Annotated in this window: 11 protein-coding genes and 1 riboswitch; of the genes, 9 read left to right on the forward strand and 2 right to left on the reverse strand. The window is 29.4% G+C overall.

Annotation, left to right across the window (positions count from 1 at the left end; translation table 11 throughout):
* Nucleotides 1-150: 150 nt before the first annotated feature.
* Nucleotides 151-3,261, forward strand: a complete 3,111-nt coding sequence (gene ileS, locus NSA50_RS08055) for an isoleucine--tRNA ligase (protein WP_257444339.1) — start codon at nucleotides 151-153, stop codon at nucleotides 3,259-3,261.
* 361 nt (nucleotides 3,262-3,622) lie between these two features.
* On the forward strand, nucleotides 3,623-4,621 hold the full coding sequence (locus NSA50_RS08060) for a LacI family DNA-binding transcriptional regulator (RefSeq protein WP_195429632.1): 999 nt from the start codon (nucleotides 3,623-3,625) through the stop codon (nucleotides 4,619-4,621).
* Nucleotides 4,622-4,880: 259 nt separating this feature from the next.
* Here the strand turns inward: NSA50_RS08060 and NSA50_RS08065 are convergent, their stop codons facing one another.
* Complete coding sequence (locus NSA50_RS08065) at nucleotides 4,881-5,066, reverse strand: hypothetical protein (protein ID WP_195263866.1); 186 nt, start codon at nucleotides 5,064-5,066, stop codon at nucleotides 4,881-4,883.
* A gap of 115 nt (nucleotides 5,067-5,181) precedes the next feature.
* Between NSA50_RS08065 and NSA50_RS08070 the strand changes: the two genes are divergently transcribed.
* The 6 genes from NSA50_RS08070 (at nucleotide 5,182) to NSA50_RS08095 (ending at nucleotide 10,560) form a co-directional block, all read left to right on the forward strand.
* On the forward strand, nucleotides 5,182-5,757 hold the full coding sequence (locus NSA50_RS08070; RefSeq protein WP_257444342.1) for a nucleoside recognition domain-containing protein: 576 nt from the start codon (nucleotides 5,182-5,184) through the stop codon (nucleotides 5,755-5,757).
* A 17-nt stretch (nucleotides 5,758-5,774) separates the two neighbouring features.
* Nucleotides 5,775-6,299, forward strand: a complete 525-nt coding sequence (locus NSA50_RS08075; protein WP_195263864.1) for a nucleoside recognition domain-containing protein — start codon at nucleotides 5,775-5,777, stop codon at nucleotides 6,297-6,299.
* Nucleotides 6,300-6,421: 122 nt separating this feature from the next.
* The gene (locus NSA50_RS08080) at nucleotides 6,422-6,634 is read left to right on the forward strand and encodes a hypothetical protein (RefSeq protein WP_195263863.1); all 213 of its coding nucleotides are present in this window, start codon (nucleotides 6,422-6,424) and stop codon (nucleotides 6,632-6,634) included.
* A 126-nt stretch (nucleotides 6,635-6,760) separates the two neighbouring features.
* Nucleotides 6,761-7,201 carry an ACT domain-containing protein gene (locus NSA50_RS08085; RefSeq protein WP_195263862.1) on the forward strand — a complete coding sequence of 147 codons (441 nt, stop codon included), beginning with the start codon at nucleotides 6,761-6,763 and terminating at the stop codon, nucleotides 7,199-7,201.
* Nucleotides 7,202-7,219: 18 nt separating this feature from the next.
* Nucleotides 7,220-8,452 carry an aminopeptidase P family protein gene (locus NSA50_RS08090; RefSeq protein ID WP_195429629.1) on the forward strand — a complete coding sequence of 411 codons (1,233 nt, stop codon included), beginning with the start codon at nucleotides 7,220-7,222 and terminating at the stop codon, nucleotides 8,450-8,452.
* 85 nt (nucleotides 8,453-8,537) lie between these two features.
* Nucleotides 8,538-8,713: riboswitch (Lysine riboswitch) on the forward strand.
* Nucleotides 8,714-8,832: 119 nt separating this feature from the next.
* Entirely contained in the window at nucleotides 8,833-10,560 is a 1,728-nt protein-coding gene (locus NSA50_RS08095) for a Na+/H+ antiporter NhaC family protein (RefSeq protein WP_195429627.1), read from the forward strand.
* 136 nt (nucleotides 10,561-10,696) lie between these two features.
* Here NSA50_RS08095 and NSA50_RS08100 read toward each other — a convergent pair whose 3' ends face one another.
* Nucleotides 10,697-11,152, reverse strand: coding sequence for a DUF5680 domain-containing protein (locus tag NSA50_RS08100; protein ID WP_257444347.1), 456 nt, complete (start codon nucleotides 11,150-11,152; stop codon nucleotides 10,697-10,699).
* Nucleotides 11,153-11,326: 174 nt separating this feature from the next.
* Here NSA50_RS08100 and NSA50_RS08105 point away from each other — a divergent pair, with 174 nt between their 5' ends.
* A complete protein-coding gene (locus tag NSA50_RS08105; protein WP_257444349.1) occupies nucleotides 11,327-13,093 on the forward strand; it encodes an aminopeptidase P family protein in 1,767 nt (588 codons plus the stop codon).
* The last annotated feature ends 313 nt before the right edge of the window (nucleotides 13,094-13,406 follow it).

Here is a 13,406-nt window from a genome sequence, read left to right on the forward strand (position 1 = left end):
ATTATTTTATAGTTGATGTTAGCTAATGAATAATTACTAAACTATAGTTAATAATGTAAAATATAGATTTAAGATTAATAATTAGTAATAAGTATATCCTTAAAGCAATTAGCTTTTATTATGAAGTAATTAACAGAAGGGAGTTAAGATATGTACAAAAAGGTTGAATTACCAAAGGGTTTTGTTGGTATGGAAAAAGAAGTAGCTGACCTTTGGAAAGAAAATAATGTTATCAAAAAGAATTTTGATATGAATCAAGATGGTGAATATTTTACATTTTATGATGGACCTCCAACAGCAAATGGAAGACCACACGTAGGACACGTTTTAACAAGAGTTATGAAGGACATTATCCCAAGATATAAGGTAATGAAGGGATATAAGGTTATAAGAAAAGCTGGTTGGGATACTCATGGATTACCTGTTGAACTTGAAATTGAAAAGAAATTAGGTATTTCAGGTAAGGAGCAAATTGAAAGCTATGGAGTTGAAAAATTTGTTACTGAATGTAAAGAATCAGTTTTTACTTATGTTAACATGTGGGAAAAGATGACTAATCAAATAGGTTATTGGGTAGATATGGAGAAACCTTACGTTACATATCATAATTCATATATAGAATCTGTTTGGTGGGCATTAAGTCAAATGTGGGATAAAGGTCTTTTATATAAAGGTCATAAGGTAATGCCTTACTGTCCAAGATGTGGAACAGGACTATCTTCTCATGAAGTTTCACAAGGATATAAAGATGTTAAGGATTTAACTGCTATAGTTAAGTTTAAGGTTGAAGGAGAAGAAAATAAATATATACTAGCGTGGACAACAACTCCATGGACATTGCCATCAAACTTAGCATTATGCGTAAACAAAGCATATGACTATATTGAAGCTAAAGTTGGAGATGAAATATTAATAATTGCTAAAGATTTAGCTTCAAAAGTTTTAGGTGAAGACTACGAAGTAGTTAAGGAGTTTAAAGGAACTGAATTATTAGGAACTAAATATGAAAGATTACTTCCTTTTGGTGAAGTTGAAGGAAAAGCTTTTGAAGTTATACATGGAGACTATGTAACATTATCTGACGGTACAGGTATAGTTCATATAGCACCAGCTTATGGTGAAGATGATAGTATAGTTGCAAAGAAGAATGGAATTGGATTTATAAACTTAGTAGATGCAAGTGGTAACTTCGTAGAAGAAGTAACTCCTTGGGCTGGAAAGTTTGTTAAGAAGTGTGACGAAAGCATAGTTAAGTATTTAGATGAAAACAACAAGTTATTTAAATCTGAAAAACATCTTCACTCATATCCACACTGTTGGAGATGTGATACACCACTTCTTTATTATCCAAGAGAAAGCTGGTTTGTTGCAATGACTAAGCTTAGAGATAAGCTTTTAGAAAATAATAATAAAATTAATTGGTATCCAGATAACATTAGAACAGGTAGATTTGGTAAGTTCTTAGAAAATGTTATTGACTGGGGTATATCAAGAGATAGATATTGGGGTACTCCACTTCCTATTTGGGAATGTGAATGTGGCCACAAAGAATGTATAGGAAGTATAGCAGAGTTAAAGGAAAAAGGAATTAATGTTCCAGATGATATAGAGCTTCATAAGCCATATATAGATAACATCCATTTAAATTGTCCTAAGTGTAGCAAGGAAATGACAAGAACAGCTGAAGTTATTGACTGTTGGTTTGATTCAGGATCAATGCCTTTTGCACAATTACACTATCCTTTTGAAAATAAAGAGATATTTGAAAAGAACTTCCCAGCTCAATTTATCTCAGAAGCTGTTGACCAAACTAGAGGTTGGTTCTATACATTATTAGCTATTTCAACAGCAATATTTGATACTAATCCTTTTGAAAACTGTATAGTTTTAGGACACGTATTAGATAAAAAGGGATTAAAGATGTCAAAATCAAAAGGAAATGTTGTGGATCCATTTGAGGTTTTAGATGCACAAGGTGCTGATGCAACAAGATGGCACTTCTATACTGCAAGTGCACCATGGCTTCCAACAAGATTCTCTATTGATGATGTAGCAGAAGCTCAAAGAAAGTTCTTAAGCACTTTCTGGAATGTATATTCATTCTATGTGTTATATGCAGAATTAGACAATTTCAATCCATTAGATTATAAAGATTTCAAATCAGAAAATGTAATGGATAAGTGGATAATGTCAAAACTTAATACTCTAATTAAAGATGTAGATAACAATTTAAGTTCATATCAAATAACTCAAGCTGCATTAATCATTGAAGAGTTTACAGATGAGTTATCAAATTGGTATGTAAGAAGAAATAGAGCAAGATATTGGTCAGAAGATTTGACAGAAGATAAGATTGGTGCTTATGTAACTTTATATAGAGTTTTAACTACTTTAGTTAAAGTAGCTGCTCCTTTTGTACCGTTTATAACAGAAGAAATTTATCAAAATCTAGTTGTTGGATTAGATAAATCTTCTACAGAGAGTGTACACTTATGTTCATGGCCAGTTGTAGATGAAAGTGCTATTGATGAAGAACTAGAGAAAGAAATGGATTTAGCTTACACAATAGTTAAACTTGGAAGAAGTGCTAGAAATGGTGCTAATATAAAGAATAGACAGCCACTTTCAAAAATGTTATTATCAACAGATGCAATACCAGGATACTATGGAGATATCATAAAGGATGAGCTTAATATAAAATTAGTAGAGTTTGGTGCTGATTTATCACAATATGTTAATTTTGAAATTAAGCCTAACTTACCTGTATTAGGTAGAGCGTATGGTAAATTAATTCCGGGAATAAGAAGAGAAATAGCTTCAAGAAATCAAATGGAATTAGCACAAAAGCTTCAAAGTGGAGGAACTGAAACTATATCAGTAGATGGAACAGAAATAGTTTTAAATAGTGAGAGTGTTTTAGTAACAATGCAAGGATTAGAAGGATATGCTTTTGCAGGTGAAGGTGAAATAGGTGTTGTTTTAGATACAACTATTACAGAGGAATTAAAAGAAGAAGGTCACCTAAGGGAAATAATATCAAAGATACAAAACATGAGAAAAGAAAGAGGCTTTGAGGTAGCAGATAAGATTAAGTTATTTGTTGCAGATAATGATATGCTTATAGGTGTTGTTAATAAGTACTCTGATGTAATAAAGAGAGAAACACTAACTCAAGAAATTGTTATTAATGAAAAAGTAGAGTATACTGAAATTGTTATAAATGGTGAAAAGCTAAATATGACAGTTGAAGTAATTAACTAAATTAAAAAATAAGTTAATAAAGTTAGAGGTTTTATTAAACTTCTAACTTTTTAACTCTAATATAGTTTTTCAATTGCTAGATAATTAATATGTAGTTAGTTAAATGGTGGAAGAGGGCTATTTAGTAGTGATAAATTTAAAAAAAATTCTATTTAATTTTTAGGTAAATTTAACGATTCAAGAATTATATGAAAATCATGATGTTATGGAATATTTTGGTTAAAAGTGACATCTTTATTGCGAATATATAGTGAATTATTATAAAGAGAGACCTTGAATATTGTATTAACTATTTGCAAATAGTATAATATATAGTTAGAATAGGATAAAAGATTATAAAGAAAAATGGAGTGATGTTGGTATGGCTACTTCTATAAAAGATGTTGCTAGAGAAGCGGGCGTTTCAATTGCTACTGTTTCCAGAGTTTTAAATGATATAGATGTTGTAAATGAAGATACAAAAAAGAAGGTTTTAGACGCTATAAAAAAACTTGGATATAGACCTAATATAGTAGCAAGAAGCTTAAAGACGCAAAAGACAAAAACAGTCGGTATTTTAGTTCCTGATATTTCAAGTGGTTTTTATCCTGAAATAGTTAGAGGAGCGGAGGATGTTGCTAATATATACGATTATAACGTGATATTGTGTAACTCTGATTTTGATGACGAAAAGGAAAAGGAATATTTAAGAGTACTTAAAGAAAAAATGGTTGATGGAGTTATATATATGAGTTCATCATTACAAGAAGAAACTTTAAATATTATAAATGAATTAGATTTAACTACAGTATTAGTTGAATCCAAAGATAAAGAAGAAAGTTTACCAAGTGTAATAATAGATAATATAAAGGCTTCAGAGGAAGCTACTAATTATCTATTAAATAAAGGATTAAATAACATAGCATATGTAGGTGCTAAAAAAGATAGTATGAATGCTTGGGGAGACAGATACATAGGATATGAAAACGCCTTAAAAGAAAAAGGCCTTAATGTAGATGAAGATTTAGTTTATACTAAAGGATTAAAAGTTAAGACTGGATATGAGGCAGTTGAGTACTTTGAAAATAGTAAGAAGAGTTATGAAGCTGTAGTATGTGCTTCAGATGAAATTGCTATGGGAGTAATAAATGCATTAAGAGAGCGTGGTAAAAAAGTTCCAGAAGATGTAAGCGTTATAGGATTTAATGATAATGCAGTTTCTTCAGTTTTCTATCCTAAGATAACAACAATAAAGCAACCAAGTTATGATATGGGATCAGTGGCTATGAGAATGCTTATAAAGATGTTAAATAAAAAGGAATTAGAAGAATCACAATATGTTCTTGACTATCAGCTTGTAGAGAGAGAAAGTTGTAAGTAAAGTTTTAAGTAGGGATACTGAATAATATATTCAGTATCCCTACTTTTTTACATTTTATGTATTGCCACAAAATAGAAAGCATGATATAATTATGTTAATATATTATTAAACGTTTTCAGTTTCAACTATGTGTATGAGAAAGTATGATAGTGTATGGTCTGATTAGAAGTGGGTTATCTAATCAATAAGAAAATGTGAGTTATGGGTTACAAAAAAACAACTTCAGAAAATGAAGTTGTTTTTTTGTTTTATTATAAATTTAAAGAATTCCTTCAGTTTTTAATATGTTTTCTAATTCTTGAACTTTTTCTGTTAATGTAACAAATTTTTCTTTTAATACATTTCTAGGAAGATCAGTGTCATCTAGAACACTTACTATATCTTCTACTGTTTTTAAGGCGTCATCAATATCTTTTTGGGCTATTTTTAAGTTAGATTCCTTCATAATTCGTCTCCTTTATGTATATAAACATAATTAATAGTACATATATTTATCCTATCACTAATAAATATTAGATGCAAGGCATATATTGTATAAGTAATTCATAAGAGGTGAGATTTTGATAAATTATATTTGGTTTGGAATGATATTTTTAGGAGTGCTAATTGGGTTGCTCACAGGAAATGGAGAGGTAATATCTAAGGCTATAATATCTTCAGCTGATTCAACAGTTTCTCTTATTATAGGATTGGTTGGTCTTATGTGTTTTTGGTGCGGAGTAATGAAAGTAGCAGAAAAAAGTGGTTTTACTAGCAAATTAGCAAAAGTTTTAAGGCCAATTTTAAAATTAATATTTAAAGAAGCAGCAAAAGATGAAAAAGCTTTAGGTGCAATAGTAATGAATATAACTGCTAATATGATGGGGCTTGGAAATGCAGCAACTCCATTTGGAATTAAGGCTATGCAAGAAATGGATAGATTAAATAAGGAAAAAGGAATAGCTTCAAATGATATGTCTCTTTTTCTAGTTTTGAATGCAGCTTGCATACAGCTAGTTCCATCTACAGTAATTTCAATAAGGGCAGCTTGTGGATCAAGTAATCCAGGAGCAATAATAATGCCAGCTGTGTTGGCAAGCACTATTGCAGCAGTTATGGGAGTTGTTTTTTGTAAAATACTACAACGGTATTTTTAAAGGGGGGGATTTTTAAGGTGTTTCAATATTTAACGAAAAGCATAATTCCAATAATAGTTATAATAATTATTACTTATGGGATGTTTAAGGGGAGAAAAGTTTATGAATGGTTTATAGAGGGAGCCAAGGATGGATTAAAAGTTTGTTTAAATATATTTCCATACTTATTAGCTATGATTATAGCTGTAAACATATTTAGAGAGGCAAAGTTATTAGATATATTAAATAATATGATTGCTCCAATAGGTGGGGTAATTGGACTACCTAAAGAAGTTATCCCATTAGTATTAGTCAAGCCTTTGTCAGGTAGTGGTGCTGTTGGAATCTTAACAGACATCCTAAAGACTTATGGACCAGATACTACTATAGGGTTAATATCTTCAGTAATTATGGGGACAACTGAAACTATATTTTATACAATAACAGTTTATTTTGGTGCTGTGCAAATTAAAAAAATTAGACATACATTGTGGGCGGCAGTATTAGCCGATATAACTGCAATAATAACTGCAGTTTTTCTAGTAAGTAGACTTTTATTATAAATAGAAAAAGGTGTACAGAATAATTAATAACTTTTAAATAATACGTAATAATTTTGTAACTAGTTAATAAGCAAAATATTCTATAATAAATTATATAAATAAAGGAGGGAAGTGTTTAAGAGATGGAGTGGAATGACAGATTATTTTTGTCAGATGAAGAAATAAAAATTTTAGCTATATTTTTAGCGTATGGAGTAGGATTAGGAGTATTAGTTGGTCTATTTGTTGGAAACATACAACTTTGCTTTGCTTTAGGGGGAGTTATATCTATTTTGATTTCACTTATAAAAATTTTTATAGGAAGAGTTAAGAAATCAAATAAGATTCATATATAAATACATTCATATATAAATACAATGAAAAAAATAAACATTACGAATAATATGTATTTTCTTTTAAATAAGCTATATAATTATTAATTATATAGCTTATTTAATTTTCATATAGGGGCAGGTGATGTTATGGCTTCAGAAAAGTTTTATATTATTAGTAGTAAAGTGTTGCCGGAAGTTTTTAAAAAGGTTTTAGACGTTAAAGAAAGTCTTTTTACGGGAAAGGCAAAAGATATAAGTGAAGCTGTAAAACAAACAGGAATAAGCAGAAGTACATTTTATAAATATAAGGATTATGTTTTTCCTATGTCAGAGGGGATAAATAGTAAAAAGATAACCTTAGTTGTACTACTATCTCACGAAACTGGAACTTTATCTAAGGTTTTAGATTGTATTGCTTTTAATAAGGGAAATATATTAACGATAAATCAAGATATACCTATAAATATGGCTGCAAATGTAACTATAACATTAGATATATCTAATATGAAAAAAGATTTAAAACACTTAGTTAATACTTTAAGAGCATTACCTAATGTTGTTAGTGTTAAGGTATTAGCTATGGAGTAAAAAAGAGGGAGTGAATTTATGAATAAGGAATTCTATAAGAATAATAGAGCTAAGGTGTTAGAATGTATTGAAGATAATTCTTTACTAATTTTATTTGCAGGAAATGCACCAAAGAAAACTGCTGATGAAAATTATCATTTTACGCCAAATAGAAATTTTTATTACTTAACTGGAGTTGATGAAGAAAATCATATTTTAGTTTTATCTAAGATTAATGGTAAGGTCAATGAATATTTATTTATAAAAGAAGTTGATCCTATTGCAGAAAAGTGGGAAGGAAAAACTATTAGAAAAGAAGAGGTTCCTGAAATTTGTGGAATAGAGGATATTAAATACCTTGGGGAGTTTGATAATTTTATAGAAAAATTAGTTCTTAATAAAAAAGAATTAAATATATATCTTGATCTAGAAAAAGGTAATGCGTCATATAAATATGCGAATGAAGTTAACAATAAATATTATAATATAAATATTAAGAATGCTTTTAAAATTATAGGGGATTTAAGACTTATTAAGACTGAGGAAGAAGTTAATACAATAAGAAAAGCAATAGAAATTACAATAGAAGGCGTAAAAGAGTTAATGAAAAATTCCAAGCCTGGTATTAAGGAATATGAACTAGAAGCATATTTTGATTTTATATGCAAGAAAAATGGAGTAAAAGATTTTGCTTTTAAAACTATTGCAGCAGCAGGTAAAAATGCTACAGTACTACATTATGTAACGAATGATTCAAAATTAAATGATGGAGACTTAATATTATTTGATTTAGGTGCTCAATATAAATACTATAATGGTGATATATCAAGAACCTTCCCTATTAATGGTAAATTTACTGAAAGGCAGAAAGAGGTTTATAATGCTGTTCTTAGAGTGAATGAAAAAGTTATTAAGGAAATGAAGCCAGGAGTTAAATTTCTTGATTTAAATAAAAAGGCAAAGGATTGGATTTCAGAAGAATGTATTTCTCTTGGATTAATGACAGAAAAAGATGATGTTTCAAAATTCTATTACCATAGTATAGGACATAGTTTAGGAATGGATACACATGATATAGAATTAGAAAATAGAGATGTTACATTTGAGCCTGGAATGATATATACTGTTGAGCCTGGAATATATATCGAGAATGAAGGAATTGGAATTAGAATAGAAGATGATGTTTTAATTACCGAAGAAGGAAATGAAGTATTAACAAAAGAAATGATTAAAACAGTAGAGGAAATAGAAGAATTTATGGCGGATAAATAAGATTATTAGAAATTAATATTTACGTTATAGTTGATTTGACAAGTTAATATCTGTATAATATAGGTATAAATTAAATGTGAATAACGACAAGGGTAGAGGAGCGATACTTAAGAGTACTATTAACGAGGTAAGCACAGTGATTTAATAGGAAAGGAATTATCGCCGAAGCGTATGATTGATGCTTTAAAATCATATGGCTGGGGTTGCATAAAATATATGTAACACTGTCACAAACTTGCTTTGTGGTGAGCTATCGCTTGAGGAATTTTACTTTTTCTATTATAGTTTAAAGTATATTTAGAGCCTTGAGTGAAAACTCAAGGCTCTTTTTAATTTCTGCCCTTTAATTATTTACAAAATTACATTAAGGGGGATTAAATATGAATAATAAAAAAAGTTTAAAAGTAGCATTATTGACTATTATGATGATATTACTATCAACATCAATAGTCTTTGCAGAAGAGGTAGATATAGCTACATCTAATGCAAATCATTATGGGTTATTAACTTTAATACCACCTGTTATTGCAATAGTATTAGCTTTTTTAACGAAGAATGTAATTATATCTTTATTTATTGGAACATTATCAGGAACTTTCTTAGTACAACTAGTGGACAATTCACTTTTTAATGCTATTATAAATTCGTTTTTGGATTTTGTATCTAGAGTTTTAAACTCATTAGCTGATCCTTGGAATGCTGGTATAATTCTTCAGGTATTAGTTATAGGAGGAGTTATACATTTAGTTGCTAAGATGGGGGGCGCTAAGGCTGTTGCAGAAGTACTAGCAAGAAAAGCTAAAACTGCCAAAAGCACTCAAGTAGTTACTCTTTTATTAGGATTAGCTGTGTTTTTTGATGACTATGCTAATTCATTAATAGTTGGACCTATCATGAAACCAGTATCAGATAAAATGAAGATATCAAGAGAAAGATTAGCATTTATTATAGATGCAACAGCAGCACCAATAGCTGGATTAGCCATTGTATCGACATGGATAGGATTAGAGGTTGGTTTAATAAATGATGCCTTTATTAATGGTATAGGTCAAGAAGTTGATGCTTTTGGGATTTTCTTACAAACTATACCTTATAGATTTTATAATATACTGATACTATTTTTTGTATTTATTACTTCAATATTATTAAAAGAGTTTGGACCTATGTATAAGGCAGAAATAGAAGCAAGGAGAAGGGGATTAAATTCTAAAGATGAAGAAGTTGCAGTAGAGTCCAATATGGATCATGCTGAACTTGAACCAAAAGAAGGGATAAAGCTAAGTATATGGAATGCCATAATTCCAATCGGTGTACTAGTTGTGACGGCATTACTTTGTTTCTATTTTAGTGGTTACTCTGCAATAATGGGGGGAGATGACGTTTCACTTCAACAAATAATTACTAATTCACCATTATCATTTAAAGCTATACAAGAAGCTTTTAGTGCATCAGATGCATCTGTTGCGTTATTCCAATCAGCATTAGTAGCAAGTATAGTATCTATAATAATGGGAGTAGCTAAAAAAATATTTACAATTTCAGAAGCTATAGATACATGGATAGACGGTATGAAACCTTTATTAATAACAGGAGTAATATTATTATTAGCGTGGTCACTTAGTTCTGTAATAAAAGATTTAGGAACAGCAAAATATCTTGTTTCATTACTTTCAGGATCATTACCTAATTTCTTATTACCAAGCCTTATATTTATACTAGGTGCAATTATTTCATTTGCAACAGGAACTGCTTATGGAACTATGGGAATATTGATGCCGCTTGCAATACCATTGTCATATTCGATGAATCCTGATATGAGTTATGTAATTGTTAGTACAAGTGCAGTATTAACAGGAGCTATTTTTGGTGATCATTGTTCACCGATATCAGATACTACTATTCTTTCATCAATGGGAGCTGGATGCAATCATATAGCACACGTAAATACTCAAATGTGGTATGCTTTATTTATAGCATCCATAACAATTATATTTGGATATATACCAGCAGGTTTTGGATTACAGTGGTATGTAGTTCTCCCGATATCAATAATAGCAGTGTTCTTAGGAGTACAAATATTAGGTAAGAAGGTTGAAGAAGTAAAGTAAAAAATGATAAATTAACTTGGAATAATAATTAACTAGTATTATAGTCTAGTTATATTAAAGATTTGAAATACCATATATAGTAAATGAAGCTCTACAAGATGTTTATTTGTAGAGCTTCATTCTAAGTTGGAAATATTTATTTAAGGTTTCCACCATGGAAATAAAGTCTGAATACTTCATTTCCTTTATGAGATATTGATTCAACTCCATTAAATAAGGATAAATCTCCATCCCACTTACATTCATAAATAAAATCTTCATCTTCAAAATATTTTGGGCCTCTGAATGGAGAATCTTCGGATACATTTTTTAAAGCTTTTTTTAAAAACTTGTTAAATCCAGATGGTGTTTCATTAACAAGAACTTGTCCTTTATAATTCATCCCCCAGCAAACCTTTTCACTAAGCCAAACTAATTCCTCGCCTATGAATTCCTTATCTCCAACATGACTATCAAGGTAATAATAATTATATTTTTTATAAGCGTAGTCTTTTGAGTTTGGTCTAGATGATTTTTCTTTCTTAGCTCCAGAAGCATAAGTGTTTTTCTTAGCTTCTACAATAAAATCTTTAAATTTAGATAAGTCTCCCATATAAGTCTCCCCCTTTTTATACAACAAATAAATTATATAAAAAAACTATAACTAAATCAACAATTTTTGTAAAAATATACTATATTTAGGGTGAAATGAATGTATAGATTATCATGAAATATATAGATATAATATTATTTATAAAAAATATATAAGATTATGAAAGGAGAAAATATGAATAATTTAGAAAAGCTTAGAGAATTTATGAAAAAAGAGAAAATAGATTATTATATTATTCCAAGTAGCGATTCACATCAAAGCGAATATGTTGCTGAGTATTTTAAGGGAAGAGAATTTATATCAGGATTTACAGGTTCAGCAGGAGTACTCTTGGTTGGGTTAAAAGAAGCATTTTTATGGACTGATGGTAGATATTTTATTCAGGCAGAAAGAGAGCTTGATGGAAGCGGAATTTTGCTTATGAAAATGAGAACTCCTGGATATCCAACTCTTGAAGAATGGATAAAGGAAAATATTAAATCTGAAAAAACTTTGGGGTTTGATGGAAGATTATTTTCAGTTAATCAATACAAAGTATTTTTAGACATTGCTAAAGAAAATAATTTTAGTATTAGCATGGAGTACGATTTATTAAAAGATATTTGGATAACAAGGCCTGAATTACCAAAAGGTAAAATATTTATACATGATGAAGTTTATTCTGGTAAATATGCTTCAGAAAAATTACAGCAAGTTAGAAAATATATGAAAGAAAAAGGTGCTAAAAATTATATAATATCTTCTTTAGATGATATAGCATGGCTTTGTAATATTAGAGGAAATGATGTTAAATTTAATCCCGTAGCACTTTCTTATGTTCTTATAAATGAAAGTCATGCAAACTTATATATAAATAATGATAAGGTAGATAATTATACAAGAGAGAAGCTGAAAAATGAAGGCTTTGAAATATATGAATATGATGAAATAGAAGAGCATGTGAAATTAATAAAGGGTACGACTATGTTGGATCTAAATAAAGTAAATGCTAAGATATATTCATGCTTAAGTGGTGATATAAAAGTGATAAATGAAATGAATATTACTACAAAATTAAAGGCTATAAAAAATGAAGTTGAAATAGCAAATACTGAAAAATCTCAAGTTAGAGATGGTATTGCTATGGTTAAATTTATAAAATGGTTAAATGATACTCTAGGAAAAGAAAAGGTAACAGAAATATCAGCAAGTAAAAAGTTAACTGAATTTAGATCTAAAGGAGAGAACTACAAGGGTGACAGCTTTGGAACTATAGCAGGTTATAAAGATCATGCAGCTATGATGCATTATTCAGCGACGGAAGTAACTGACTATGAGTTAAAAGAAGAAGGGCTGTTTCTTGTAGATTCTGGTGGGCAATATCTTGATGGAACAACAGATATAACTAGAACTTTTATTTTAGGAAATGTAACTGAAGAAGAAAAGAGAGATTTTACCCTTGTACTAAAAGGACATATAGCTTTATCAACAGCAAAATTCTTAAAAGGTACTACAGGAATGAATTTAGATATATTAGCTAGAAGGCCATTATGGAATTATGGAATAGATTATAAGTGTGGAACAGGTCATGGTGTTGGATACTTCTTGAATGTCCATGAGGGACCACAGGGAATAAGACCAGAAGGAAATTTAACAGTATTAGAACCAGGAATGATAATAACTAATGAGCCTGGTGTGTACAAGGAAGGTAAGCATGGAATAAGAATAGAAAATACTCTTTTAGTGGTAGAAGATATAAATTCTAAAGAGTTTGGAGAGTTCTATGGATTTAAGACGATATCATACTGTCCAATAGACTTAAATGGAGTAATTGTAGAAATGCTTACAAACGAAGAAAAGGATTGGTTAAATAACTATCATAAAACTGTATTTGAAAAGTTAAATCCATATCTGAATGATGAAGAAAAGGAATTCCTAAAAATTCAAACAAGAGAGATATAGTTATTAATGAAAAAGGTACAGTCTTATAAATCTATTTAATTTAAGATTTAATTTATTAAATTTCAAGTAAGCTTTAGTATCTTGAAAAAGTGAATTTTTTATTTTATGAAAGGGCGGTCGCGTTTCGCGACTCCCTCTATACTTGCATATTAACTTTTTATAAAGTGGATTACGAAACGAGAGCCTTTTTTAAACCGTTAATTTTACTTAATTAAAGATGTTTTTAAATTTAAATAGAAATTTTGGTGTATATTATATATGCGCAAAATGGAGGCTCGAATTAGAACTTCCATTTTTACTGGTTAATATCAAA

The organism is Clostridium mucosae (genome assembly GCF_024622765.1).
GTDB lineage: Bacteria > Bacillota > Clostridia > Clostridiales > Clostridiaceae > Clostridium.